The sequence below is a fragment of the Johannesbaptistia floridana genome (assembly GCF_057440575.1).
The window spans coordinates 1-25,883 of the sequence record NZ_JALKVM010000011.1 but is presented as its reverse complement, the minus strand read 5'-3'; the positions used below and the strand labels follow the sequence as shown (position 1 = coordinate 25,883).

Sequence of the window (25,883 nt, the reverse complement as noted above, 5' to 3'; positions counted from 1 at the left end):
GGAATAATCTCTTGATTTGCCACTTAGAGGTTCAATTTTGTTAGTGGTAATCATAATAAAATTGAAAATAGGATAAACTAAATTATTAATTGTTGACAAAACTATAGGGAGTGAGTATGTGTGGTATTGTTGGCTATATTGGTATGGAATCAGCGATAGATATTTTAATTGGGGGTTTAAAACGATTAGAATACCGAGGATATGATTCGGCTGGCGTAGCGACGGTGTTAGATGGTAAATTACACTGTACCCGCGCCAAGGGAAAACTTGAGAATTTACGGAAAAAATTAGAAAAAGAAAGCAACACCTTCCATATTGGCATTGGTCACACCCGTTGGGCAACTCATGGGAAACCAGAAGAACATAACGCCCATCCTCATCGGGATACTCACAATAAAGTGGCAGTAGTGCAAAATGGGATTATTGAAAATTATCAAGAGATTAAAGACGAATTAATCAGTAAGGGATATAAATTTTCTTCAGAAACCGATACAGAAGTGATTCCTAATTTAATCTCTATTTTTTTACCAGAAAATCCCGAAGGAGACGATTTTATTGAAGCCGTCCAAAAAGCAATACATCGCTTAAAAGGAGCCTTTGCATTAGCGATTCTCTGCCAAAATTATCCTGATGAACTCTTGGTAGTCCGTCAGCAAGCTCCTTTAACCATAGGATTTGGTCAAGGGGAATTTTTCTGTGCCTCAGATGTAACAGCGTTGTTGCCCCATACTAATACGGTTCTGTCTTTAGAAAATGGAGAAATTGCCCGTTTAACTCCTCTTGGAGTAGAAGTTTATAATTTTTCTGGAAAAAAATTGCGAAAGCTTCCTAGAACCTTAGACTGGACTACAACAACAGTAGAAAAGCAAGGTTTTCGTCATTTCATGTTAAAGGAAATCTACGAACAGCCAAAGGTGATTCGTACTTGTTTGGAAACTTATCTCAATCATAAATGGAAATTGGCAGAAAATCCCGATTTTAGCCCGATTAATTTCGGTTTAATAAAATTGCCAAAAAAAATAGAGCACATTCGGATTTTAGCTTGCGGTACAAGTTGGCACGCTGCCTTACTAGGTAAATACCTGATTGAACAATTGGCGAATATCCCCACAATGGTACAATATGCCTCAGAATTTCGTTATGCACCTTCGCCATTACTTCCCCACACTTTAACCATCGGTGTTACCCAGTCTGGAGAAACAGCAGATACCTTAGCAGCGTTAGAGGCAGAAAAAAAATGTTTTTTAGGCTCAGATAAAGAATATCGCCCTTATTTACTGGGGATAACTAATCATCCTGAAAGTACTCTCGCAAATTTAGTCGATAGTATTATTAATACTCAAGCAGGAATTGAAATTGGCGTGGCGGCAACAAAAAGTTTTACCGCACAATTGATAGGTTTTTATTTACTATCTTTAGAATTAGCTTATCGTCAGCAAACATTATCCCTAGAAAAGATTCAATTGATTATAGAATGGTTACGTCAATTACCCCAACACATAGAGTTAATTTTAGAACAACAAAATGAAGCTATTGAAAGATTAGCTCATGATTTTAACGATACTAAAGACTTTATCTTTTTAGGAAGGGGAATTAATTTTCCCATTGCCCTAGAAGGGGCATTAAAATTAAAAGAAATTAGTTATATTCATGCAGAAGGATATCCCGCAGGGGAAATGAAACATGGTCCCATTGCCTTATTAGATGATAAAGTCCCAGTGGTTGTCATCGCTGTTCCTGGATCTGTTTATGATAAGATATTATCCAATGCAGAAGAAGCAAAAGCACGAGATGCACGATTATTAGGCATTATTGCCGAAGGCGATAAAAACGCAGAAAAAGTTTTTAATGACTTGTTACCAATTCCGATGGTGGATGAATTGATTTCTCCAATTCTATCAGTCATTCCTTTACAACTGTTATCCTATCATATTGCTGCGCGGCGAGGTTTAGATGTGGATCAGCCACGTAATTTAGCCAAGTCTGTTACAGTTGAATAAAATTTTTAGAAAAGGCTTTTTCTTTTGTAATTAGATAATAAAGTTGGTAAGTTTATAATAAAGTTGGTAAATTTATAATAAAGTGCGTAAATTTAGATAGTAGGAACACTATCTACAGAGGTTCTTTATAGCTAGTGTTTTAAGAAATGAGGACATCATGACTATTGTACTAATTAGAGGAGTCCGAAGCAGAATGAGGTAAATGTCAATATATTATCCTTATATGTAGATTGACGGTTTTTGACTGCGGAAATTTACCAACTTTATTATCTTACAAAAATGGAGTTGAACAACTGCCCAAAAATTTAGTAACCAAAATTTACCAACTTTATTTTTTTTAGTTCTACTTTATCCAACCAGAGATTAGGCATTACACTCATCGAAAATTACCAACTTTATTATTTGTCTACATCTTTGTCATAAGATAATAAAGTTCTATAATTAAGGTTAAACTCTACCTGATAGTCAAAATTATACAACTTTATTTTTGGAGAGTTTAATATAGATGAGGCAAAATCAAGAAATTCATCGAGAGAAATTATAAAACTTTATTATCTCTCCACAAAACCGTAGAGAAAAAACAAAATGAATCAAAAACAATATGCAGCAGCAACCCAGCGCAATCGAGAACCAATATTAACTGTTCTCAAAAAAGTTTTACCTCCAACGGGAATCATACTAGAAATAGCAAGTGGTACTGGAGAACACGCTGTATTTTTTGCCCCCCATTTACAACCAAGAAAATGGTTACCCTCAGAAACAAATCCTTTACTTAGAGATAGTATCAAAGCATGGAGTCAAGAATATCCTAGTGATAATCTGCTACCAGTCAGGGATATCAATGCGGAAGCAGCAAACTGGGGATTAGAAACAGAAAAAGATAGAGAAATTACCGCTATAGTAAATATAAACATGATTCATATATCCCCCTGGTCAGCCTGTGTTGGCTTAATGGCAGGGGCGCAGCGTCTCTTACCATCTCAAGGTATACTTTATCTGTATGGACCATATAAAATCGAAGGTAAACATACATCAGACAGTAATGTATCCTTTGACGAGATGCTGCAAGCACAAAATCCTAGTTGGGGAGTTAGAGATTTAAATGCAGTAGTTCAAGTAGCAGCAGAACATCAATTTGTGTTGCAATCAACAGTACCTATGCCTGCGAATAATTTTTCAGTGATTTTTCAAAAACAATAATTCTTTGAATTATACAACTATACAATTATACAATTAAGAAATTGTTAGTTTCTTGGAAACTGAATTTGAAAAGAAAGGTATACTAAAAATACAAGCCCGCGCCTTAAGGTTTGAAGCTTCAGCATTATCAGGTAAATTGTAAAAATGACAAAAAATCCCTATTTAGAACTAATAGAAATTCCCTCTGGATATCTCAACATTATGGGCTATGTAGATGAGTCAAACGTCAATGGTCCAGGATGTCGCGCTGTAGTCTGGATGCAAGGATGTTGGCGAGAATGTCCTGATTGTTTTAATCCCGAATCTTGGTCATTTGAAATTAATCAATTGATGGCAGTAGATACATTAGTTGAAAAAATTACCAGTAATACTCGTAATGAAGGCGTTACCTTTTCAGGAGGAGAACCTTTTTTGCAAGCTAAAGAATTAGCAAATTTAGCTCGTCAAGTTAAAGCCAGAGGACTGAATGTCATGTCATTTACTGGATTTACCCTAGAAAAGCTTCTATCTGAAGATGCCCCACCAGGCAGTCAGGATTTATTGGCTCAACTTGATATTTTAATTGATGGTGCTTATATTCAATCTTTAGCTGTAAATTCTCCCGATTCTCCTGTTTCTTCCAGCAATCAGCGAGTTCATGTCTTTAATCCTCAGTTGAAAGACCGAATTACTTGGGCTAGTAACCAAACAGAAATTCATGTTCTCAAAGATGGTAGTCGTATTATCACTGGTTATCTGGGTCAGATGTCCCTGTCTGATTAGGGTTAGGATCAATTCTTTAACTCATTACTTCAAAACTCATTATTCATCCACCACAAGTAAATGAGTGATAAAGATGCAAGATCTAAGTAGTAGGGGCGCTCTTGCTTGCGCCCTTCTGGTGCTTTAATATGAGTATTCCCTCTGTACCTCAGCAAACTAAAAAACTCTATATAGTAATTTTTAGTTCAACCAGTTTTCAGTTATTCTATCAATTTCTCCCTCTAATTCCATTCGGGTAATTATGATATCTAGTTGTCGAATTATATCATTATCTAAAGCTAAAGCAAAACCATAATTCTCCTCACTTAAGGAAAATGGAGCTAGTTTCAGTTCTTGTTTTGGATTTTGTTTTAAATAATATCTTAAAGCAGGAGTATCAAACACTACTCCTTGCACTTGACCTGAAATTAGTGAATCAATTGCTTCTTGGAGACTAGATGAGGGTACTATTTTGGCATCATAAGAACGAGCTAATGCTTCTCCGGTAGTTCCCTCAACTACGCCAATCCTTCTATTGACTAAATCTCCATAATTTTGGAAAGTTGCTACTTTTTGTTCAGATAAAGAGAGAGTTAAAGCTGTAGCTATACCAGCCGTAAGAGAAGAAGCTGTGACCATAGTGATGACCATCCAAACTCCCGTGATAATTTTTCCTGTTTTAGTCACAGGCGCTTTATCACCATAACCAACTGTGGTAAGAGTTACCAATGCAAACCACATACTGTTAAATATTCCCGGAAGGTATTCTCTAGGAAATTGTTCTGAATTCCTTCGTCTCTCAGCTATCCAGAGTAAATTGCCCATTATAAATAATAAGACAATCAAAATACCCACAGAAGAAATAAATGCTAAACCAAAAAAAGGTTTAACTTTATCCCAAATCGTTGCTTTACGTGCATTTACAAGTAATCCTATCTTAGATATATAATAGGGTTGAGTAAATTCAACACGTTGTAAGCGGTCAGGAGTGATACTAATAGGTCCGATGAGTAGATCTACTTCTCCCTGAACTACAGCGTCTAAAGCATCGTTGATATTTTGGATTGGTACTAACTCATAGTCTATATTTTCACTTTGGGCTATTGATTTCCAAATATCAACGCTAATTCCTCTGATCTCCTCATCTTCATCAAATATAAAAGGAGAACTACCAACAGTTCCCACTCTCATTTTTTCTTCTTGTGCTGTAACCTGTTGGGTGAAAAAAATACTTAGCACCAAAGTAAAAAAAAACAGCAGTCTCTGTCGATTAAACATGGTTATGTGTATGATTAACAAGTGCATCAAAAGTTATTCTAGCATTTCTCAAATTCATGAAAAATCCGTCAGGGCGATCGCCTCCAAATCTCTCTCCTGAGATCTTCCATCAAAACCCACTCATCCACCACCAGTAACTTTTGATAAAGATGCTTTGGTCTGAGTAGATCAAAGCACCAGAAAATTTGGCCTGAAAATTAGTACATAAGTAGTGCTAAAAGATATGAGACTAGGAAAAATTTACATTATTTAAAAATTATTAGTAATTAGTCAAAAAAATTAAAGTTAAGAAATATAAAATTTTCCTTAAAGCAAGTATATTAAAATACATTGCAAAAAGGATATATTGAAGAAAAAGTGAGTTAATCTCAAAATATAAAAGAGAAAATTAGAAAGAAAAAGTGAAGCTAAACAAATCGCTTAATCTAAACATCTCAAGGCAATAAAGTCAAGAAGACGAGGAGCAGATATGACAGAAAAAGCTGAAAGAAACATCCGTAATGTCGCTTTAGTTGGTCCTTATTCGAGTGGTAAAACCACGTTACTAGAAAGTTTATTATTCGTTACAGATAAACTAACTCGCAAAGGCACCATCAAAGAAGGAAACACCCTAGGAGATAGTAGTCCAGAAGCCAGAGAACATAGTATGAGTGTAGAAATTTCTCTAGGCAGTACTAATTACAAAGATATAGAGTTTCAATTTATTGATTGTCCCGGTTCCGTAGAATTTGTTCAAGAAACTTATAATGCTTTGATGGGTGCAGGAAGTGCAGTTATAGTATGTGAACCAGTAGTAGAAAAAGTTTTAACTTTAGCGCCATTATTTAAATTTCTAGATGATTGGGAGATTCCCCACTTAGTATTTATCAACAAAATGGATCGCGCTAATAATGACTATAGAGATATTTTAAAAGCCCTTCAAAAAGTATCTAGTCGCCCCCTAGTGCCACAACAATATCCGATTCGCCAAGAACAAGAAGTAATAGGATTTATTGATTTAATTACAGAACAAGCTTATCACTATCATTCAGGAAGTCCGGCAGATCCCGTGCCTCTACCTGAGGAACTAAAAAACCAAGAAAAACAAGCCCATGAAGAAATGCTAGAAGCTTTAGCAGATTTCGACGACCATCTGCTAGAAGAATTAGTAGAAGAGATTGAGCCATCTCGGGAAGAAGTTTTAAAAGATTTGAAAAAAGAATTAGGGGCAGATCAAATTGTCCCGGTGTGTTTTGGTATAGCTCAAGAAGATTATGGGGTACGTCCTCTACTAGATATTTTACACACAGAAGCCCCAGAACCTAATTTAACTGCGGCAAGACGAGGCTTTAAAACCGAAGGAAATCAAAACACAGTGATTCAGGTATTAAAAACTTATTACACTAATCAAGGAGGAAGACTGTCTGTAGTAAGGGTTTGGCAAGGGAATCTCACTGAAGGAATGGTGTTTGGTGAAGTGCGTGTGGGAGGAATTTACCGGATGATGGGGCAACAAACCGAATCAATTGGTAAAGCGGAAACAGGGGAAATTGTCGCCGTTAGCCGTTTAGAAGGAGTCCAAACCGGAGATACCCTCAGTAACGGTGACAAAAAATTAAAACCAATGCCAAAAGTAGCTCAAATAAAACCAGTATATCCTTTAGCAGTTAGCCCAGAAAATCATCAAGATGACGTCAAAGTTACTAGTGCTATTACTAAATTAGTAGAAGAAGATACAGGCTTATATTGGGAGCAGCATGGAGATACTCAAGAAGTAATTCTTTGGGGACAAGGAGCAATTCAACTATGTGTAGCGTTAGAGCGTCTCAAACGTAAATATAACCTGGCCATGCAAACTCATAATCCTCAAATCCCCTATAAAGAAACTATTTGTAAGTCTACCACCGCCCACGGACGCTATAAGCATCAAAGTGGAGGTCATGGTGCTTTTGGAGATGTATATTTAGATATTCAACCTTTAGGACGCGGTGAAGGGTTTCACTTCCATGAAAAAATTGTGGGAGGGGTAGTGCCTAAACAATATATTCCTGGTGTAGAAATGGGAGTAAAAGAATATCTCGCTCAAGGACCTCTAGGCTTTCCGGTAGTTGACATAGATGTTACCCTATCCAATGGTTCCTATCATTCTGTAGATAGTTCTGAACAAGCCTTTAAACAAGCAGCACGCATCGCTATGAGTGAGGGGATGCAACAATGTAACCCAGTGTTGTTAGAGCCAATTTTAATCGTGAAAGTTTCCACACCGACAGAATTTACTTCTCAAGTCATACAAGTAGTAACAGGACGTCGCGGACAAATTCTCAATTTGGAACCTTTGACAGATTGGCGAGGTTGGGAACAAATTACAGTATACTTACCCCAAGCTCAAATGCAAGACTTGATTACTGAATTACGTTCTGCCACTCTAGGGGTAGGCTTCTTTGAATGGGAATACGACCATTTAGAAGCGGTACCTGAGAAAATTACGGCTAATGTTTTAGGTAGATAATATTCAAGAAGGAATGAGATGAAATATAGGTTATCTATCTCAGGGGAGATAAACCATAAGTTCTTCATTCCTTACTCTTGGTAAATGTTATACTATTGTTTCCTCTGGTTTTAATACTAAGCACATCTATACAGATCAATTATGAGCCAAACAGTAGCGACAATCATGACCGCTAATCCAATTACAGTTAAGCCTGAAACTGCTTTAACTGAAGCAATTAAAATAATGGCCGATAAACGGATTAGCGGCTTACCAGTAATTAATGATGCAGGGAAGTTGGTGGGAGTAATCTCCGAAAGCGACTTAATGTGGCAAGAAACAGGGGTAAATCCACCACCGTATATTATGCTTCTTGACAGTATCATCTATTTAGAAAATCCCGCTCGTCATGAAAAAGAAATTCACAAAGCTTTAGGACAAACTGTCAAAGAAGTGATGAGTGAAAAACCAATTACCATTAAGCCAGAAAAGTCCGTACGGGAAGCAGCAGTGATTATGCACGATAAAAATATTCGTCGTCTACCCGTAGTCGATGACGAGGGTAATGTGATAGGAATAATTACTCGTGGTGATATTATTCGCACCATGGCCAATAGCTAATTATGGAGAGATATACATGAGTGTTAGTCCCGAATCTGTGCAACAATTAATTAATTCTGATGATTTTGGCGATCGCATTAAGGGTATTAATCAATTACGTCACCTCGATACTCAAACGGCTTTTAATCTGGTTAAACCCTTGATTAAAGATCCTAATACGAGAGTACGTTATGCCGCCGTTAGCCAATTAGATACCATTGGCCAAAATAATCGCCAAGAAAGCTTAAATCTTCTGCGCGATCGCCTTTTAAATGATACAGAGGCGGACGTCCAAGCCGCCGCCGCTGATGTTATTGCCGCCTTGAAATTCACTGAAGCTTTTCCTGATTTAGAAAAGTTATATTATCAAACCTCCGAATGGCTTATTCAAATGAGTATTGTGGCTAGTTTGGGAGAGTTTGGGGATCCTCGCGGCTTCGATTTACTCAAAGATGCCATAAATTCTGAATTAGCTTTAATTAAGACGGCCGCTGTTAGTGCTTTCGGAGAATTGGGTGATAAGAGAGCTATTCCTTTACTTACTCCTTTAGTGGATGATCCTGATTGGCAAATCCGCTATCGTTTGATTCAAGCCCTTACTCATTTGGGCACTGATGAGGTCATACCTTCTTTGGAAAAATTAACCCAAGATTCAGTTCCCGAGGTTGCTAGAAGTGCTAAGGAGCATTTAGCTTCTCTTCAATAAAGCATATTTCTAATTGTAACCATCCCATCTACTAGCTTTTCCATCTCCTCAGGAGTATGTAGAGCATTTACTACAATACGTAAACGAGGTTTGGCAATAAACCATATTGGTGATACCCAGATATTATACATATCCAGTAAATGCTGGGCAAAGGTTTTCGGGTTAATTCCTTCTGGTAAAATAACAGGTACTATATTAGTATATCCTAAGAGTTGAAATCCTTGGTCTAGTAAACTAGAACGTAAATACTGGGTGTTAGCTTGTAAACTTTTCACCAATTCGGGATGTTTTTGTACTTCGCGAATACTAGCTAAGGCCGCCGCTGCTGTACTGGGGGGTAAAGATATAGTCCCAGCTGAAGTTCTAGATACTTCTAACAAATCTACTAATTCCGGTACGTATGTACTAATGGCAGCTCCGGCAGAACCAGCAAATTTAGAAAAGGTAGTCATAATCAAAGGTTCTAAACCAGAGTCTTTAACCTGGTTAGGAGTTATGCCAAAATGTTCATAGATGCCCTTTCCTGTTGCCCCAATTGCTCCGCTAGAATGAGCTTCATCCATGAGAATTACACTTTCTGGATATTCTTTTAAGACTTCAATCAATTCCGGCAGAGGAGCAATATTTCCCTCCATAGAGAAGATTGCATCAGAAACTAACATAATGCGATCTTCTTTTTGGGCATAGCGACGTAATTGTTTACGCAAATGTTCAGGGTCGCAGTGACGATAGGTTTTTATCCTCACTTCTGGCCCTTTTCTCACTAATTGTCCTGAACTTCCCCTGGTAGCATTAATAACGGCAGCTGTTATGCAATCATGGTTATATAAGTCTGAGAGAATCAGAGTGGGTCTAGTATGTTTAAACTCTGGTATTGACATAGAAAGATAGCAAAAACCATCCATGAGAGCTTGCATCGCTAACCAGGCATTGAGAAATAGGTGTGTATGGGGTAGTCCTTTGTAGGCGGAGATTTCCTGCTCTAATTCTTGATGTAATTTGATGCGGCCACTGAGAATCGATGCTGAACTATTGGAGGTTCCGTACTGATGAATTGCGGCGATCGCTGCTTCCTTGACTGGTTGGGATTGAGCCAATCCTAACAAATCATTGGTGCAAAATGTCAATACTTTTTTTAACTTACCACATTTATCTTCAATTGTAAAAATATTCCCTGCTTTGGTGTGGACTATGTACTTATCTGGATAAACGTCCTGTTTATAGAGAGTTTTGATGTATTCTTGAACTGTCTTCATTAATTTTGTTAATTCAAAGCTTAATTAGTTTCTCGACTGTTTTGCCATTCTAAAACTTGATAGGTCCCAAATATCCAATCCCACCAATCCACACCCAAACCAAAGTTATGATGCCACTGATTGTAATGGTGATGGACATAGTGTACAGGCATTTTCATCCAAAAACATTTACTTGGGTCTTCGTGCTGCATTTGATGGGCGTAGGCGGCGAAAACAGCATAGGTTAGGCTTCCTATCATCCAACTCAATCCAACTAAGTAAGAGAAGGGAAACATCAAAAACATCAGGACAAAGCCGCCTTTGAGATAGTCTCTAAATTCACGCCAGAAACCTTGTCCTGTATTTTTGCGATGATGTTCTACATGAACCTTCCCCAGTTTGCTTTGGGGAGCAAAGTGCATATATCTGTGTACCCAATATTCTACTAGACTAGCGAATACAAAAGCTAGTATAAAACTAATTAATACAATTGGGGTCTGTTTAAGAAAAATCATGGCTTGTTTGTGCTTTTTTAACAAATTAGTATACAATATTTTTCTCTTCAAGATCTTGCACTTCTTGTTTTGAGAGTTAATCTATAGTTCCAGCGCCGATTTGGTTCTATTGAACCAACCCAGATTTTATAAGTCCCTGATTGCCAGTTAGAGTCTTCTACACTAGCATCAGCTTTTTCTCCCGTATCATCTCCACAGCGTACTTTTCCAGGACCCATCACCAGTAAAGTTGTATCTTCCCCTCCACTATCTACATTTATTGCTAAATACTCAAAGTTGTCTTGTAAAATTAAGATATGGTCTGGTTTGAGATCTGAATAACCTAGACAGGCTATGTTGCGATCATCTCGATTAGCTTGAGAGGAAAGAGAGTAAGACCCACCTGTATAACCCCTAACTTCTGTATTTTCTCCTTGAAATCCTCTGGTTAGGGTTAAGCTACCAAACATTGATTCAGAAGCTACTGCTGATAAACTCACACAGGTAAGAAATATAATTAGATAACAATGACGCATAAAAATTTACTCAGACTCCAGTTTAATTAGTCTCATTATTTATAGCCAATCACTCAATAATTAGAATAATCTTGTAATTATTGTGGATTTCCCTCCCTAACGAAGTCAAACTTACTATCCCTCTTGTATCTAAATTAACTATAACATAACTTTCCATGTTTAAAAGCCAAGGTTTAACAAAACTAAAAATATTTTTTTTAATTTCTTTAGCTATTATTTTCCTGAAAATTTTTGCTCATTTACTTGTAAATATTTTATGGTTTCAAGAGTTAAATTACCTAAGTGTTTTTTGGGAAATTTTAAAGACAAAACTAATATACGGACTTTTAACCGGAGTTATTTCTTTTTTATTTTTAAATTATAATTTTAACCGCGCTCTTCAACTAAGATGGCCAAAATCCCTAGAAAAATACAATTTTAATTCTAGGGAACTTAAACCTCAATCTCAAGCAATCGATTTACCCCCTCTACTACTAATGTTAACTTTATTTGCTTTAATTATTAGTAGCTTAGTTGTCTATTCTACTCAAGTAGCCTATGAAACCTGGAGAATAGATTATACTCTTCCTAAGGTAACTCCTTCCTTAACTAATCTTTTACAAAATTATTCCATTAGAGCAATAATTGCTCAATTAGCCACATATTCTTGGAAAGTTGTCTTGGTCATTATTTTTACGGGTTTGTTACTCAAGAGTCCTCGCTTTTTCATCAAAATTTTTAATCTGGTTATTACTTTGGTCTTGACTTTGATTATTGCGGGAAACTGGACCATAATTTTACAATTTTTATATGCAAATCAATTTGACCAAACTGATCCCCAATTTGGAAAAGATATTGCTTTTTATATTTTTACCTTACCAGTATTGCAACTAATCTATTTATGGCTGGCTGGTTTACTTTTATATAGTATAGCCGCTACTAGCTTATTATATTTACTATCAGGTGATAGCTTAGCAAAAGGTAAATTTCCAGGATTTTCCCGTCCCCAATTGCGACATTTATATGGATTAACGGCGGGAATGGGAATGATTATCGCCTTTCATCATTGGTTAACTAGATATCAACTCCTTTACTCCCAAAGAGGTGTAACCTATGGTGCTAGTTATACTGATGTTAATATTCAAATGCCATTAGAAATTGCTCTATGTTTAATTAGTATGGGAATTTCTTCATGGTTACTGTGGAAAGCAATTACAGGCGCAGGGAGAAATAATTTGTTTTTAACTCAATTTTTCGGGAGGCAAAACAAATTAGGTAGACCTCTATATAGAATTCCTTTTTCTCCCTGGCCTTTTTATATCTATTTAATAGTATTTTTTGGCAATATAATTAGCTGTTTTGCCGTACAGTCTTTTGTGGTTCAACCTAATGAATTAGAAAGAGAAAGACCCTATATCGAAAGAAGTCTTAAGTATACCCGGCAAGGATTTGACTTAGATAAAATTGAAATAAAAACATTTAATCCTGAAGAACAACTTACTTATCAAATTATTCAGCAAAATTCTTTAACTATAGATAATATTCGCTTATGGGATACACGTCCTCTATTAGAAACTAATCGTCAACTTCAACAAATTAGACCTTACTATCATTTTATCGGGGCAGATATAGATCGCTACACAATTAGAGTATCAGATAATGAGCAAAATAATGATCAACAAATAAATAGTAAAAAACAACAAACAATTATTTCAGCTAGGGAATTAGATTATAATGATGTCCCACAACAAGCACAAACCTGGGTTAATGAACATTTAGTTTATACCCATGGTTATGGTTTTACTCTTTCCCCAGTGAATTTAGTTGATGAAGGTGGATTACCCTATTACTTTGTTAAGGATATTGGTATTTCCCAAGAAGACACCGCTTTGAGAACTTCTAGTGAATTAATTAATTATAGTATTCCTATCGGGAAACCGAGAATTTACTACGGGGAATTAACTAATACCTATGTGATGACATCTACGGAAGTACAGGAATTTGATTTTCCTAGCGGTCAAGAAAATGTTTATAACGTCTATGATGGTACCGGAGGAATTAAATTAGATTCTTATTGGCGACGTCTGATATTTGCTATCGATTTACGCGATTGGCAAATGTTATTTACCAATAATTTTACTCCTGACACTAAGCTGTTGATGGTTCGCAATATTAATATGCGTATTCGTAAAATTGCTCCTTTTTTAAGATACGATCAAGATCCTTACTTAGTAGTAGCTGATGGGGGAGATTCTCAACAAGGTGAATCAGCTAATTATCTCCATTGGATTATAGATGCCTATACCACCAGTAGTTACTATCCCTATTCTGATCCTCTAAATTATCAATTTAATTATATTCGCAATTCAGTAAAAATTGTTGTGGATGCCTACAACGGTGATGTACAGTTTTATGTAGCCGATGCTGATGATCCGATTATTCAAACTTGGCAAAAGGTTTTTGGAGAGATTTTTCACCCTCTAGATGATATGCCAGATGCTCTCAAAAGTCATATCCGCTATCCTCAAGATTATTTTAATACTCAATCAGATTTATTGCTTAACTATCACATGTTAGATCCCCAAGTGTTTTACAATCGGGAAGATCAATGGCGTATACCTAATGAGATATATGGTTATGAATCTAGAGAAGTAGAACCCTACTATCTAATTATAAAATTGCCGACCACGGAAAAAGAACAGTTTATTTTAGTGAATCTCTATACCCCAGCAATTAGAAACAACTTAATCGCTATTTTGTTTGGACTCTCTGATGGTAAAGATTATGGTAAATTAGTAATCTATACTTTACCCAAGCAACGCTTAGTTTATGGTACAGAACAAATCGAAGCGAGAATTAATCAAGATCCGGTAATCTCTCAACAAATTTCTCTGTGGAATCGAGAAGGTTCAAGAGCAGTTCAAGGTAATCTGTTAGTAATTCCTATAGAAAATTCCCTACTGTACGTAGAACCATTATATTTAGAAGCAGAACAAAATAGCTTACCAACTTTAGTTAGGGTAATTCTCGTCTACGGAAATCGGATTGTTATGGCAGAAAGTCTAGATAAAGGCTTAAGAAGCTTGTTTGAAGACACAATGACTACGGAAACTACACCAATTATTAGACCTCTTGAGGAAAATAATGTCGAACAATGAAGCAGAATCATCAGTAAAATCTTCTGGCTTAGGTACTTTTGCTGGGGTTTATACTCCATCAATCCTAACTATCTTAGGAGTGATTATGTATCTACGCTTTGGTTGGGTAGTGGGAAATGTGGGATTATTGGGAGCTGTATTAATAGTTACTCTCTCAAATTCTATTACCATTTTAACCGCTTTGTCAGTGTGCGCGATCGCCACTGACCGGGTAGTGAAAGTAGGGGGAGCTTACCATATAATTAGTCGCAGTTTAGGGGTAGAAACCGGGGGAGCTGTAGGAATTCCATTATTTTTTGCTCAAGCAATCTCTGTGGCACTATATACACTGGGTTTTGCTGAGAGTGTGGTTTCCACTTTTTCCACTTTTGACAATAATCTCAATCAACTGTATGTGGCTTTAGTTGTGACCGTAGGAGTAGGGATTTTAGCCTTAACTTCCGCAAGTATTGCCCTGAAATCCCAGTATATTATTATGGCAGCAATTGCTTTATCTTTACTATGTTTTTTCTTTGGACATCCCCTAGAAGAAACCAAGATTGAATGGTGGGTAACTACAGATACATCCTTTTGGACGGTTTTTGCGGTGTTTTTTCCTGCTGTTACAGGGTTAATGGCGGGAGTGAATATGTCTGGAGACCTCAAAGATCCTAGTAAATCTCTTCCCATAGGAACTCTAGGGGCAGTTTTGACAGGCTATATTATTTATATGGCTTTACCCATTTTCCTCGCTATGCGGGCTGACTCCGCCACTCTTATCGCTGATCCTTTGGTGATGAAGAGAATTGCCGTATGGGGACAATCAATCTTGTTGGGAGTTTGGGGAGCAACACTAAGTAGTGCAATTGGTAGTATATTAGGGGCGCCGCGAGTACTCCAAGCTTTAGCAAGAGATGGAGTATTACCCCCCTATCTTAGCTTCCTAGGGAAAGGAAGTGGGCCGAACGACGAACCAAAAATTGGCACCATAGTTACTCTAGGAATTGCCATCGCTGCGGTATGTATAGGAGATTTAGATCTGATTGCCCCAGTTTTAAGTATGTTTTTTCTAACTACTTATTTAGTCCTGAATCTTGCGGCGGGGGTAGAAAGTTTCCTACAAAGTCCCTCCTTTCGTCCTGTATTTCGCGTTCATTGGAGTTTATCCATACTCGGGGCAATTGGTTGTATAGTAGTAATGTTTTTAATTAATGCTGTGGCTACCATCTTTGCCGCATTCATCATCCTGGGTATTTACTTCTGGATAGAAAGAAAAGAAATGAAAGTAGCCTGGGGAGATGTGCGTCGTGGAATGTGGATGGAGTTATTACGCATAGGTATTTGGCAAATTAATCACTCCGAAGAAGATCCTAAAAACTGGCGCCCCCATATCTTAGTTTTATCGGGATCTCCCACCAGACGTTGGTCTCTAATTAGTTTAGCTAATGCAATAACTCACAAGCGAGGTATTATTAGCGTTTGTAGCGTTTTAACGGCAGATACCTTTGATCTTGAACGGAAACAAAGTATAGAAGACAGTATGCGTAGTTATTTAGAAAAAAGAGGTATACAGTCCCTAGTACGTGTAATCTTTGATACCGATGCCTTTAATGGTGCAGTAAAATTAGTCGCTAGTTACGGTTTAGGCCCTTTAGTTCCTAATACTATCTTAATTGGTGATAGTGAAGCTAAAGAAAATCGCGATCGCTATTGTGAAATGTTGACTAACTTACATAACTATGGTCGCAATTTAATTATTCTCCGAGAAAATACTGAATATAATTTCGGTGAACATCGAACTATTGATATTTGGTGGGGAGGAATGAAGGCTAATGGTAGTCTTATGTTACTATTAGCTTATTTATTAAGGGGAGATCGCTCTTGGAGTCAAGCTCAAGTTTATCTTAAATTAGTGGTAAATGATGAATCGGCAGCGGCAGCAGCTAAGACTAATTTAGATGCTTTAGTAGAGAAATTGCGCATTAAAGTTATACCCAAGGTAATTATCGGTAACAAGCGTCCTTTTCGCGATATTTTACACGAATCTTCCGCAAATACTGACTTGATTTTTATCGGGATGGCAAATCCTAATGAAAAATTTATCGACTATAAGGAATTTGTCAAGTATTATGAAAATCTTCAGTCTTTAGTCGGTCATCTTACTACAGTTTTTGTCCTAGCTGCACCAGATTTTGCCTTTGAGGAAGTTTTAATTGATTCAAAAGACTAAATATACCCACAGACAAGTTCTTTAGGAGGCGAGAATCAATTTTTAAGAGGTTAGGATCAATTCTTTAACTCATTACTTCAAAACTTTAAAACTTCTTTGACTTCATTACTTATTACTCATTACTCAAAAGGGCGATCGCTTTGATACTCCCGTAAAATTAGATATAGAACAGGTAAGATTGTCTATTCCTCACATAGCTGAATCAACCCAAGAGTCATTAAGAAACTGGTTATCCCAAATTATTCGTAAAAATCTAGAGTTAAACAATGTGATTTATAGTGCTATGGTGCGTTACACGCACGTTAACGCACCCTACGGTATTTCTTTAGAGATGACTGAATTCCGAATTCCGAATTCAGGCGACTTTCTTGCCTCCTGCCTCACATCAAAGCACCAGAACAAAAATACTGAATACGCCTTTAGGGTCAACCAATTTTTAAGCGCGATCGCATTAATTCTTTAACTCATTACTTCAAAACTTCAAGACTTCAAGACTCCAAAACTTCAAGACTTCAAAGCTTAGTACTTCAAGACTTCAAGACTTCAAAACTCCTTACTCATTATTCATTACTCATTACTCATAATTCATCCACAACCAGTAAATGAGTGATAAAGATGCGAGGGTCTGAGTTAACGCACCCTAGATAATTTTTGTTATGATTATTTGAGTCATCTACTTTGGAAAATAGAGGAATTGACTGCTCCTGTTTATTGGCCAGATGCTGTTGCTTATTTATCAACTCAAGATGAGATTTTAGCAAGTTTAATAGCTGCAAATCCTGATGTTATTCTTGTCAATTATCACAATCCCTTTTTTACTCTCATGAAAGCCGTGGTTGGTCAACAAATTTCAGTAAAAGCTGCTGATGCTGTCTGGCAACGTTTAGAAAATCTACTCGGAACTATTTCTCCCACAAACTATCTAACCTTCACAGAAGAAGAATTACGCGGATGTGGACTTTCTTATCGAAAAATTGATTACATTCGACATATTGCCAAGGCTTTTCAAGATGGAATGCTTAATCCTGATGATTGGGAAACCATGGATAATCAAGCTGTTGTTAAACAATTGACCTCAATCAAGGGGATCGGAATTTGGACCGCTGAAATGTTTCTTATTTTTTATCTTCAACGTCCTGATATCTTACCTTTGGCGGATTTAGGATTGATTAATGCTATTCATGTTCATTATAGTTTGAATCGAAAACTCTCGAAAGCTGAAATATTCAACCTTTCTCTCAAATGGAAGCCTTACCGGACAGTTGCCACCTGGTATCTCTGGCTTAGTTTAGATCCCCTGACAGTTCAATACTAATTCTAAATTACCATGAGTGAGGAGACCTGATTCTTTTCTTTACTGTACTGTTGCTTCAGGATTTGTTGCTTCTAAAGCCATAGTCTTTGCCGCAATTTTACCAACTTCTTGATCAATAAAGAATAATCCTTGTCCTTCTATACCTATTAATTTTATTTTATCAAGAATACTCTTGAAGAGAAACTCTTCTTGATGTTGCTCTGCTACATACCACTGTAAAAACTGAAGGGTAGCATAATCTGGCTCTGTATTCGCTAAATGAACTAATTCATTAATTTTCTGGGTGACTAGTTGTTCGTGAGCATAAATTTTTTCAAACATCACTACTAAAGATTCAAATTCTACCGGAGGAGAATCCATGGATCCAATTTTAGCTAATGCTCCAGTTTCTTGTAAGTAATTTAATAAACGACGCATGTGAGCCATTTCCTCATCGGCATGATTAGTTAAGAAAGTAGCACAACCATCCAAAGATTTATAGGTACACCAAGCTCCCATTTGCAAATACATGTGAGAAGAGTAAATTTCTAAATTAATCTGTTCATTCAATTGATCAATTATTGATTGAGATAGCATCAATTTTTTCTCCTGATATCTAAAATTTATGCTTTAGAACTACATTATAGTAGATTAATGATAAAGTTTCTCATTAATCTCACACTTTTTTAATCTTTTCTAAATTATATCAAGTCCGTTTAATTAGTTATATTATGAGATATTGATGCAAATACTTAAAAACCCTCTTTCTTCCCTACTCCCGGAGCTCCCAAAGCTATGCGGACATGATATTATAGGAGCACCTCTGCTTAAGAAAAGTTAACAAACAGTCTTTTTCAAGTCTAACTTAACTTTTCTCCCACGTTTAAGCGCATTCCGTTAACAAAATCCCAACCAGATTGGGGGCGTTTACCCGGTAATTGTACCTGAGTTAGTAATAATAAACCGTCATCAGTAGCAACAACAGGACCTAAATTTTTGGCTAAACTGACTATTTCTCCAGCTTCAGCAGGGAGATTAGCTAGTTGAGAATTGAGTTGTTGTACTTGTAGGGGTAATTGACTAGTATAAGCTTCTCCTAGGGGCATAGTAGCAATTATTTTTAATTGTTTTTCTCGCCAAGAGACAAAACAATTAGGGAAAAAAGCACGGACTTGATTATGGAGTGCGATCGCGCTTTTGTGCCAATCTAGTTGATAATCAGTTTTTTGAATTGGAGGGGCGTAGGTTGCTTCTTGGTCATTTTGAGGAATTGGAGAAATATTCTCTAATTCTAATAAAGTTTTGATGAGTAAATCTGCACCCTGTTGAGATAGGGTAATGGCTAATTGTTGGGCATTATCCAAGAGAAAAATCTCTGTAGTAGCAACGAGAAGCATATCTCCTGTATCCATGCCTTCATCCATCATCATCGTGGTAATTCCCGTGGTGGAGTCGCCATTGTAAATACTCCATTGAATTGGTGCCGCTCCCCGATACTTCGGTAAAATAGACCCATGTACATTAATGCAGCCTAATTTAGGCATAGATAGTATTTCTGGGGAAAGAATTTGTCCGTAAGCAACTACCACGAATACATCGGCATTGAGTGCTGTTAATTTCTCTAGAGTTTCTCTATGCTTTTTTATTCTTTTCGGTTGCCATACTGGTAAACTATTCTCTATGGCTACTTTTTTCACCTCAGAAGGAATTAACTTCTTACCTCTACCTCTAGGCTTATCTGGTTGAGTTACCACTCCGATTACTTCCATTTCTGGATGCTCTAATAATTTATTAAGAGTTGGTACAGCAAACTGGGGAGTCCCGAAAAAAACTATGCGCATATTTATAAATATTTGCTCAATCTATTTGATTGTACCAGAGAAACAAGATTGTCAGTCAAAAATATTAATAACTTGAAAATAAGAAAATTTTCTGTTAGAATAAGAAATGATTCGGACCCATGCGATTATAACGCCCAAACCTTGTCAGGACCGGAAGGTAGCAGCAATACGGGATGCTTATAATAGGCGTGGAATCCGGATCTTTTTAAGTATTTAAGAAAAGCGAATATCTCTTAAAGTCAAAAAAGCAGTTAAAGCGGCGATCGCCTCAGCTAAAATACTCACAAGACGAAACAAAGCCACAATAACGAGTATATCAGCGGCGGGAAACTGTTGGGGGTTTAAACTAGCAATCACAGTAGCCTCAAATACCCCTAATCCTCCCGGTGCCCCAGGCACGACTAAACCCAATAACCAAGCAAAACTAAACACAGCAAGTAACAGGGGAATATCAGAAAACCTCAAGGGTAAAAAAGCAGCCACAGCGCATAAAAAACCAGCACCCCTTAGCAGCAAAAAAACCCATTCTCCCCCCAGTAATAACCAAGGATAGTCATGGAGTTTCACTGAAGTAGAACGCCCCTTTGCCTTAGCGGCTAAAGCAATAACACGATTAAGAATCAGAGGATGAATACCCACTAAAGTAGCAACTAAACCCAACAATTGCCATAACCAACTTTCACTCCCGGTGAAAATCGCCATCAGTAAAGCAGCAGCAGCCATTAACAAGGGCTCTAATAACACAGTTATAGTAGCTACTTCTCCAGTTCCCCCAGCCTTTACCACCGCATTTATACGACCGTAGAAATGCCAAATATTTCCAGGTAGATACTTACCAATATTGGTAACTAAATAAACTTTAATCGCCCATAAAACTGGCAGACGTAGTTTAAAAGCCCTAAGTATCCAACTCCATACCCAACTTGACCAAAAATGAGCAGCAAAAGTTACCAAAAGAGCGATACTTAACCATAACCATCCTTGGGATGTAATTCTTACCTCTGTTACCTGTTGCCAATGAGTTTTCAGGGTTTTTAGGAGGAAAAAAATAGTAAAACCGAGAACTAACCAACGTAAATAAGGTTTAATTTTTGCTAAAATCTTCTTCATTTATTGATTTTTTTGACCATAGCATAAAGGTTTTAAAGTATCTGATAGATTATAAATAGTCAAGCAGTTATGAAAGGAGTCAAGAGAACAAAAGTACTGAATACGCCTTTTTGGTCAACCAATTTTTAAGCGTTTAGCATTAATTCTCTAACTCATTACTTCAAGACTTCAAGACTTCAAGACTTCAAAACTTCAAGACTTCAAGACTTCAAGACTTCAAGACTTCAAGACTCATCCCCCACCAGTAATTTTGGGTAAAGATGCTTTGGTCTGAGTAAAGGGGATATGAGCTAAATCAGGTCTTAGCTAATTTTATCAGCCTCTTGTTTTTTAGGTAAAATTCTAGTTGATCTTTTACAATAGAGTCAAACACGAATTAATAATAATGGCTTCAATTTCCACAGACTATAAATACATTAACCTTAATGAACAGGGGACAGCCATGATTACAGGTTCAACCCTCAAAGTAATTGATCTTGTAATGGCAAAAATGGCTTATGGTTGGACACCTGAAGAAATACAGATTAATCATCGTAACTTAACCATGAGTCAAATTCATTCTGCATTCGCTTATTATTGGGAACATAAAGAACAATTAGATCAAGAGATTCAACAAGATTTTGAATACGTTCAAAAGTTGCGTTCTCCAGCAGAAGACTCTCCTTTTGTCACTAGGCTAAAAGCTGAAGGATTTCTATAATTGACTTTACCTCTCTATATGGATGAAAATGTACATGGTGCAATTACCATAGAATTACGAAGGCGAGAAATTGATGTTTTAACGGTTCAAGAAGATGGTTATTCAGGGCAATAATTAGTACACCCACAGTGGTAATTAATGCCATGGTGACATTGCCCATAAAGTTAAACCAGAGAATAAAAGTAGTAATGGCGATCGCTATAACCCCAGGCACAAACCAACCTGTTACCCGATCCGCCAGTCGTTGAATAGGAGCTTTTGATCCTTGAGCTTGTTGCACAAGTTTAACTATTTGGGCGAGGAAGGTATCTTTCCCCACTTTAGTGGCTCGAAATTTAAAGCTACCAGTTTTGTTAATGGTCGCGCCAACTACTTGATCCCCAGCTTGCTTTTGCACAGGCAAACTTTCACCCGTCACCATTGCCTCATCGATTGTTGAAGAACCGTCAACAATTTCTCCATCTACGGGAATTTTTTCCCCAGGACGAACCAAAACCACATCTCCCACCCTCACCTCAGCAATAGGAATATCTACTTCTTGACCATTACGGATTACCCAAAATTAACGCTACATACCTCCACTCCCGGAACAGACAAGATCGTCTTTTCAATATTACTAGCACAGGAAGCACAACTCATGCCTCGCAGTTTCAGCGTTGTATTTTCCATAGTATTTCATTTAAATCTTGGTTCTAATCGTTGTTATTACGATTATTAGCGGTAGTTTCTCAGGCTTTGACTACCATTTTTCTACCTGATAACCTGCTGTCACAATTGCTTGTTTAATCACATCTAAAGAAGCTTGGGTTTCTATTTTTAACTGCTTGGTTTTGGGATCTGCTTGAACTATAGCAGCAGGATCAATATTTTTCACAGCCTGAGTAATTGTATCACCACAGGCAGAACAAGCCATATTGGGAACTTTTAGTTGTATTGTCATTGTTTTAATTTTTCTCTATACTAAGTTGCGATCGCCTCTTGGTGGTGAGAAATCATCACACTCAAAAATTCAACAGAACTCATTACTCATTACTCATTACTCATTACTCATTTGAAACCTTGTGCTTTTATTCTAAACTCTCTAGTAGACTAGAGAGTCAAGAGGTTTTTTGGTTCAAAAAAGTAAGTATAAATACTTAAAAAACTCATTACTCATTACTCATTACTCATTACTCATTCCATTGGGTTAACCTAACTACCCATTCCCAAACGACTAGCTAAACCACTACTGAGAGGTATGAGAGTCGCTAAAACTAAAAATAGTGCCAATAAACCCCAAAAAGCCCTAGCATCATCTACTTCTGTTAACTCATTGAGACTAGGACGTTCTAATTGTCTTTGTAAAATAAAAATTAATACACCCCAGTAGAGAGGAATAGGATTTGCGGAATTAGTAATAGCGACAATAGCTATGACAATTAGAGTAGCAATGGTTGTGCGTCGTGCAATTTTACGACCATAAATAGCCTGAATAATTCTCCCTCCGTCTAATTGACCCGCAGGTAAAAGATTAATCGCTGTAATCACTAATCCTAACCAACCAATTAAAGCCAAAGGATGAATATTAATCACTGATTCACTAATTGTCGAACCTAGAATAACTTTAGCTAAACTAGCAACTAAAATAGAACCTTGGAAAAACTGACTGGGAATGTTTATACCTTCATTGGTATTAGATAAAAATAATCCTACTATTAACATACCAAGGGATGCTAATCCCCCAAAAGCAGGTCCGGCGAAGGAAACATCAAAGAGAATTTTGCGGTTAGGTATTAATGATTCAAAACGAGTAATTGCACCAAAGGCCCCAATTTGCCAACTTGGTAGAAAAAATGGCCAACTTAAGCGTACTTGATGTCTTTTGGCTACTATCCTGTGACCTACTTCGTGTAAAACCAGAATTAGGAGTAATCCTAGGGTTATGGGTAAAGCTTCTTGATAGCGGTTTAAATTATTAAATAAATCAAAGCCGAGAATTGTACTACTAACTTCTAAGATTGTAACTACTGTTGCTACTAGTAACACAACGGCGAGATTTTTTTGTGCTAGGGTAGTTGGTTGAGGATCGCTACTACTAGGCAAAAGAATCGCTACAGGCTTTCCTTGAGGATTTTCTACTAAAAATAGACGATATTTATCTTCTAATGATTCCTCTAGCTTTTTTGCTAGTTTAGGATAAACCTCTTCCGGTTCTCCTCTGAGGTTACCTTTGAAGACTAATCCTTCTTGATAGGCGATAGTTTCAGTGGCAAAAAAGGTATCAATGCCAAAAATGCCTTTGATTTTTTGAATATCTGCTTCAGGAATGAGTAATTTCTGAGAATTATCGGCTAATTTGTTTGTATCTTCTGATTCTGGATTTGCAGGAGGTTTTTCTTTAGCCGTTTCTTCTAGTTTCTCGGTAGCGCGTTTTTGTATAACTAAATCTTGTCCTGATTCTCTTAAACGTCTACCTAGGAAGATGTAAACCAGAATTGAGATAATCAGTAATAATAAAATTCCGGCAAAGTTAAGATAAATTCCCCCAGCAAAGAGGGTAAAGAAAATTAGCCAAGGAGCAAAAAGAACTACTGATTGTAGCCAAGCTAGTATACCTAATTTTCCATAGGCTTGAGCACGATTATAACCCCAAAATATAATACCTAGGGCAATCAAAATTAGCGCAATAATTACGGTGGTTTCGGATTGATTAAACATTTTTGATCAAATATTATTGTTAAAGTAGTGTTGTAAAGCTTGACGCAAGTTACCGTTATGGTTAGCTAGTAATTCAGTCCCCGCAGTGGGAGTTAAGTTTGTGGCTTGCAGTAGTAAAGCTAGTTTAACACTTTGGTTACTTTTATCTAAATATTCTGCGGCGGCTATGGTGTCTAAATCTGTTAAATCCTGGAGAATACGTAGGGCGCGATCGCGCAGTTTACTATTAGTCACAGCTACATCTATCATCCGGTTACCATAGACTTTGCCTAATTTTACCATGACACCTGTGGAGATAATATTCAAGGCCATTTTTGTGGCTGTGCCTGCTTTTAGTCTGGTTGATCCGGCTATTAATTCTGGTCCTGTTAGTAAACGAATATCTACATCTACTTCTATCTTAACCTGTTCTTCAGGTACACAGGCTAAAAATATTGTTTTAGCATCCAAGCTACGGGCTTGATTAATCGCCCCCTGTACAAAGGGAGTTGTACCACCTGCTGTTATGCCAATTACTACGTCAAATTTGGTGACTTGTTTAGATGCTATAGCAGCAGCACCATCTTCTTGATTATCTTCTAAAGCTTCTGAACTACGTACTAAAGCTTCTCTACCTCCGGCGATAATTCCCTGTACCATCTCTGGTGGTGTACAGAAGGTGGGGGGACATTCAGCAGCATCTAATACCCCTAGACGTCCACTAGTGCCCGCACCTACGTAGAATAATCTCCCCCCTTGATTGAGGCAGGAAGCAGTGATTTCAATGGCTGTGGCTAGTGCTTCTCTAGCCTGGTTAATTGCTTTAATTGTATATTGGTCTTCTTGGTTAAATAAATCCACTAACTCCAAGGAAGTTAATTGGTCTAGATTACTACTGCGCGGGTTGTTTAATTCAGTGAGAAGATGCCCTCTAGATTGGGGTTGATTCATAGTAACCCTTCAAGTTGACGACGAATTTTATCTAATTCTGTATCTGACATTTCTGGGTTAGTTGTTTCATCAGTTAACTCAGCCTCCCAGGTTGTTTCTGTCACATTTTTTTCAGGAGGAATAGCTAGTTTTCCAGCTTCGATTAATTCACAGTCGTAGTTAGCACTTCGACAGAATTCTTCTACTTCTTCTGAGTCAATGGAATCTACACTAGGAGTAGGAAAGTCTTGGGCTTCTAAAAGGTTAGCGTAACGAGTGGCATCATCTTCGTCAGCAAACATCAATACCTTATGGCGATCGCCTATTCTTACGGTATGAATGCCTTCGTTTTCGGTATTGATATTATGTATAAGTATATAAACCAGCATAATTACTTAACGATTTCTATTGTTTTCTTACTATCTTATCAAAACATAGTATTTGGGAAAACTCTTTTCCTTCTGCCTTCTGATATAATCAGGTGCGTTACGCCCTGCGGGCACTTCACAACCTACAACTACTTTTGTACTGTTGGGTTTCGTGACCTCAACCCAACCTACAGGCTACAGGCTACCTTCTTACTCATTACTTATTACTCATTACTTATTACTCATCTAAACCCTACTACAAGTATTCATACTACCTTCTTACTCATTACTTATTACTCATTACTTATTACTCATCTAAACCCTACTACAAGTATTCATACTACCTTCTTACTCATTACTT

The 25,883-nt window shown here is 37.1% G+C and carries 23 protein-coding genes, 1 other RNA gene and 1 pseudogene; 12 read left to right on the top strand and 13 right to left on the bottom strand.

Annotated features, from left to right (window positions below):
• Positions 1 to 116 precede the first annotated feature (116 nt).
• From glmS to MW688_RS00920, 3 genes are all read left to right on the top strand, one after another.
• Positions 117 to 2,000: a glutamine--fructose-6-phosphate transaminase (isomerizing) gene (gene glmS / locus MW688_RS00930; protein ID WP_486734026.1), complete on the top strand. Its 1,884-nt coding sequence runs from the start codon at positions 117 to 119 to the stop codon at positions 1,998 to 2,000.
• Between the two features lie 585 nt (positions 2,001 to 2,585).
• A complete protein-coding gene (locus MW688_RS00925; RefSeq protein WP_486734025.1) occupies positions 2,586 to 3,200 on the top strand; it encodes a DUF938 domain-containing protein in 615 nt (204 codons plus the stop codon).
• Positions 3,201 to 3,344: 144 nt separating this feature from the next.
• On the top strand, positions 3,345 to 3,962 hold the full coding sequence (locus tag MW688_RS00920) for a 4Fe-4S single cluster domain-containing protein (RefSeq protein WP_486734024.1): 618 nt from the start codon (positions 3,345 to 3,347) through the stop codon (positions 3,960 to 3,962).
• Between the two features lie 180 nt (positions 3,963 to 4,142).
• Here MW688_RS00920 and MW688_RS00915 read toward each other — a convergent pair whose 3' ends face one another.
• Positions 4,143 to 5,219, bottom strand: a complete 1,077-nt coding sequence (locus tag MW688_RS00915) for a transporter substrate-binding domain-containing protein (protein WP_486734023.1) — start codon at positions 5,217 to 5,219, stop codon at positions 4,143 to 4,145.
• 469 nt (positions 5,220 to 5,688) lie between these two features.
• On the opposite strand from MW688_RS00915, the gene MW688_RS00910 reads away from it, so the two are divergent.
• The 3 genes from MW688_RS00910 to nblB all read left to right on the top strand — a co-directional run bounded on the left by MW688_RS00910 (position 5,689) and on the right by nblB (position 8,992).
• Positions 5,689 to 7,707, top strand: coding sequence for an elongation factor G (locus MW688_RS00910; protein ID WP_486734022.1), 2,019 nt, complete (start codon positions 5,689 to 5,691; stop codon positions 7,705 to 7,707).
• Between the two features lie 141 nt (positions 7,708 to 7,848).
• Complete coding sequence (locus MW688_RS00905; protein WP_486734021.1) at positions 7,849 to 8,307, top strand: CBS domain-containing protein; 459 nt, start codon at positions 7,849 to 7,851, stop codon at positions 8,305 to 8,307.
• Between the two features lie 16 nt (positions 8,308 to 8,323).
• Positions 8,324 to 8,992, top strand: coding sequence for a phycobilisome degradation protein NblB (nblB, locus tag MW688_RS00900; protein WP_486734036.1), 669 nt, complete (start codon positions 8,324 to 8,326; stop codon positions 8,990 to 8,992).
• On the opposite strand, the gene MW688_RS00895 is transcribed toward nblB, so the two are convergent.
• The 3 genes from MW688_RS00895 to MW688_RS00885 are packed head-to-tail and all read right to left on the bottom strand — an operon-like array spanning position 8,986 to position 11,257.
• Positions 8,986 to 10,248 (bottom strand): aminotransferase class I/II-fold pyridoxal phosphate-dependent enzyme, encoded by a 1,263-nt coding sequence (locus tag MW688_RS00895; protein ID WP_486734020.1) that lies wholly within the window; start codon positions 10,246 to 10,248, stop codon positions 8,986 to 8,988. The genes nblB and MW688_RS00895 overlap by 7 nt on opposite strands.
• A 20-nt stretch (positions 10,249 to 10,268) precedes the next feature.
• Positions 10,269 to 10,793, bottom strand: coding sequence for a sterol desaturase family protein (locus MW688_RS00890; protein WP_486734019.1), 525 nt, complete (start codon positions 10,791 to 10,793; stop codon positions 10,269 to 10,271).
• Positions 10,790 to 11,257, bottom strand: a complete 468-nt coding sequence (locus MW688_RS00885) for a hypothetical protein (RefSeq protein ID WP_486734018.1) — start codon at positions 11,255 to 11,257, stop codon at positions 10,790 to 10,792. The genes MW688_RS00890 and MW688_RS00885 overlap by 4 nt, the downstream gene beginning before the upstream one ends.
• A 155-nt stretch (positions 11,258 to 11,412) precedes the next feature.
• On the opposite strand from MW688_RS00885, the gene MW688_RS00880 reads away from it, so the two are divergent.
• The 4 genes from MW688_RS00880 to MW688_RS00865 all read left to right on the top strand — a co-directional run bounded on the left by MW688_RS00880 (position 11,413) and on the right by MW688_RS00865 (position 17,918).
• On the top strand, positions 11,413 to 14,394 hold the full coding sequence (locus tag MW688_RS00880; RefSeq protein ID WP_486734017.1) for a UPF0182 family protein: 2,982 nt from the start codon (positions 11,413 to 11,415) through the stop codon (positions 14,392 to 14,394).
• Positions 14,381 to 16,603, top strand: coding sequence for an amino acid permease (locus tag MW688_RS00875; protein ID WP_486734016.1), 2,223 nt, complete (start codon positions 14,381 to 14,383; stop codon positions 16,601 to 16,603). The genes MW688_RS00880 and MW688_RS00875 overlap by 14 nt, the downstream gene beginning before the upstream one ends.
• A 178-nt stretch (positions 16,604 to 16,781) precedes the next feature.
• Entirely contained in the window at positions 16,782 to 17,066 is a 285-nt protein-coding gene (locus MW688_RS00870; protein WP_486734015.1) for a hypothetical protein, read from the top strand.
• A 231-nt stretch (positions 17,067 to 17,297) separates the two neighbouring features.
• Positions 17,298 to 17,918, top strand: a complete 621-nt coding sequence (locus MW688_RS00865; protein WP_486734014.1) for a DNA-3-methyladenine glycosylase family protein — start codon at positions 17,298 to 17,300, stop codon at positions 17,916 to 17,918.
• 39 nt (positions 17,919 to 17,957) lie between these two features.
• Here the strand turns inward: MW688_RS00865 and ftnA are convergent, their stop codons facing one another.
• On the bottom strand, positions 17,958 to 18,494 hold the full coding sequence (ftnA, locus tag MW688_RS00860; RefSeq protein ID WP_486734013.1) for a non-heme ferritin: 537 nt from the start codon (positions 18,492 to 18,494) through the stop codon (positions 17,958 to 17,960).
• A gap of 263 nt (positions 18,495 to 18,757) precedes the next feature.
• Positions 18,758 to 19,738 carry a methionyl-tRNA formyltransferase gene (gene fmt / locus MW688_RS00855; protein WP_486734012.1) on the bottom strand — a complete coding sequence of 327 codons (981 nt, stop codon included), beginning with the start codon at positions 19,736 to 19,738 and terminating at the stop codon, positions 18,758 to 18,760.
• 108 nt (positions 19,739 to 19,846) lie between these two features.
• Between fmt and ffs the strand changes: the two genes are divergently transcribed.
• An RNA gene (gene ffs / locus MW688_RS00850) (signal recognition particle sRNA small type) lies at positions 19,847 to 19,943 on the top strand.
• An 8-nt stretch (positions 19,944 to 19,951) separates the two neighbouring features.
• Here the strand turns inward: ffs and MW688_RS00845 are convergent.
• Positions 19,952 to 20,848 (bottom strand): UPF0104 family protein, encoded by an 897-nt coding sequence (locus tag MW688_RS00845; protein WP_486734011.1) that lies wholly within the window; start codon positions 20,846 to 20,848, stop codon positions 19,952 to 19,954.
• A gap of 385 nt (positions 20,849 to 21,233) precedes the next feature.
• Between MW688_RS00845 and MW688_RS00840 the strand changes: the two genes are divergently transcribed.
• Positions 21,234 to 21,548, top strand: a complete 315-nt coding sequence (locus MW688_RS00840) for a DUF433 domain-containing protein (protein ID WP_486734010.1) — start codon at positions 21,234 to 21,236, stop codon at positions 21,546 to 21,548.
• A 106-nt stretch (positions 21,549 to 21,654) separates the two neighbouring features.
• Here MW688_RS00840 and MW688_RS00835 read toward each other — a convergent pair.
• The 6 genes and pseudogenes from MW688_RS00835 to MW688_RS00810 form a co-directional block, all read right to left on the bottom strand.
• Positions 21,655 to 22,104: pseudogene (locus MW688_RS00835) on the bottom strand (HAD-IC family P-type ATPase); the annotation flags it as partial.
• Positions 22,101 to 22,217, bottom strand: a complete 117-nt coding sequence (locus tag MW688_RS00830; RefSeq protein ID WP_486734009.1) for a heavy-metal-associated domain-containing protein — start codon at positions 22,215 to 22,217, stop codon at positions 22,101 to 22,103. The pseudogene MW688_RS00835 and the gene MW688_RS00830, both read right to left, overlap by 4 nt.
• Before the next feature lie 70 nt (positions 22,218 to 22,287).
• Positions 22,288 to 22,488 (bottom strand): heavy-metal-associated domain-containing protein, encoded by a 201-nt coding sequence (locus tag MW688_RS00825; protein ID WP_486734008.1) that lies wholly within the window; start codon positions 22,486 to 22,488, stop codon positions 22,288 to 22,290.
• A 251-nt stretch (positions 22,489 to 22,739) separates the two neighbouring features.
• Positions 22,740 to 24,245: a site-2 protease family protein gene (locus MW688_RS00820; protein ID WP_486734007.1), complete on the bottom strand. Its 1,506-nt coding sequence runs from the start codon at positions 24,243 to 24,245 to the stop codon at positions 22,740 to 22,742.
• 6 nt (positions 24,246 to 24,251) lie between these two features.
• Entirely contained in the window at positions 24,252 to 25,175 is a 924-nt protein-coding gene (gene murQ / locus MW688_RS00815; RefSeq protein WP_486734006.1) for an N-acetylmuramic acid 6-phosphate etherase, read from the bottom strand.
• Complete coding sequence (locus MW688_RS00810; protein ID WP_486734005.1) at positions 25,172 to 25,543, bottom strand: DUF3110 domain-containing protein; 372 nt, start codon at positions 25,541 to 25,543, stop codon at positions 25,172 to 25,174. The genes murQ and MW688_RS00810 overlap by 4 nt, the downstream gene beginning before the upstream one ends.
• Positions 25,544 to 25,883: the final 340 nt, after the last annotated feature.

Coding starts and splice junctions, on each gene's coding strand:
- MW688_RS00925 (WP_486734025.1), top strand. CDS start 2,586: ATGAATCAAAAACAATATGCAGCAGCAACCCAGCGCAATCGAGAACCA.
- MW688_RS00820 (WP_486734007.1), bottom strand. CDS start 24,245: ATGTTTAATCAATCCGAAACCACCGTAATTATTGCGCTAATTTTGATT.
- MW688_RS00915 (WP_486734023.1), bottom strand. CDS start 5,219: ATGTTTAATCGACAGAGACTGCTGTTTTTTTTTACTTTGGTGCTAAGT.
- MW688_RS00895 (WP_486734020.1), bottom strand. CDS start 10,248: ATGAAGACAGTTCAAGAATACATCAAAACTCTCTATAAACAGGACGTT.
- MW688_RS00920 (WP_486734024.1), top strand. CDS start 3,345: ATGACAAAAAATCCCTATTTAGAACTAATAGAAATTCCCTCTGGATAT.
- MW688_RS00910 (WP_486734022.1), top strand. CDS start 5,689: ATGACAGAAAAAGCTGAAAGAAACATCCGTAATGTCGCTTTAGTTGGT.
- glmS (WP_486734026.1), top strand. CDS start 117: ATGTGTGGTATTGTTGGCTATATTGGTATGGAATCAGCGATAGATATT.
- murQ (WP_486734006.1), bottom strand. CDS start 25,175: ATGAATCAACCCCAATCTAGAGGGCATCTTCTCACTGAATTAAACAAC.
- ftnA (WP_486734013.1), bottom strand. CDS start 18,494: ATGCTATCTCAATCAATAATTGATCAATTGAATGAACAGATTAATTTA.
- MW688_RS00825 (WP_486734008.1), bottom strand. CDS start 22,488: ATGACAATACAACTAAAAGTTCCCAATATGGCTTGTTCTGCCTGTGGT.
- MW688_RS00880 (WP_486734017.1), top strand. CDS start 11,413: ATGTTTAAAAGCCAAGGTTTAACAAAACTAAAAATATTTTTTTTAATT.
- MW688_RS00840 (WP_486734010.1), top strand. CDS start 21,234: ATGGCTTCAATTTCCACAGACTATAAATACATTAACCTTAATGAACAG.
- MW688_RS00905 (WP_486734021.1), top strand. CDS start 7,849: ATGAGCCAAACAGTAGCGACAATCATGACCGCTAATCCAATTACAGTT.
- nblB (WP_486734036.1), top strand. CDS start 8,324: ATGAGTGTTAGTCCCGAATCTGTGCAACAATTAATTAATTCTGATGAT.
- MW688_RS00885 (WP_486734018.1), bottom strand. CDS start 11,257: ATGCGTCATTGTTATCTAATTATATTTCTTACCTGTGTGAGTTTATCA.
- fmt (WP_486734012.1), bottom strand. CDS start 19,738: ATGCGCATAGTTTTTTTCGGGACTCCCCAGTTTGCTGTACCAACTCTT.
- MW688_RS00845 (WP_486734011.1), bottom strand. CDS start 20,848: ATGAAGAAGATTTTAGCAAAAATTAAACCTTATTTACGTTGGTTAGTT.
- MW688_RS00875 (WP_486734016.1), top strand. CDS start 14,381: ATGTCGAACAATGAAGCAGAATCATCAGTAAAATCTTCTGGCTTAGGT.
- MW688_RS00830 (WP_486734009.1), bottom strand. CDS start 22,217: ATGGAAAATACAACGCTGAAACTGCGAGGCATGAGTTGTGCTTCCTGT.
- MW688_RS00810 (WP_486734005.1), bottom strand. CDS start 25,543: ATGCTGGTTTATATACTTATACATAATATCAATACCGAAAACGAAGGC.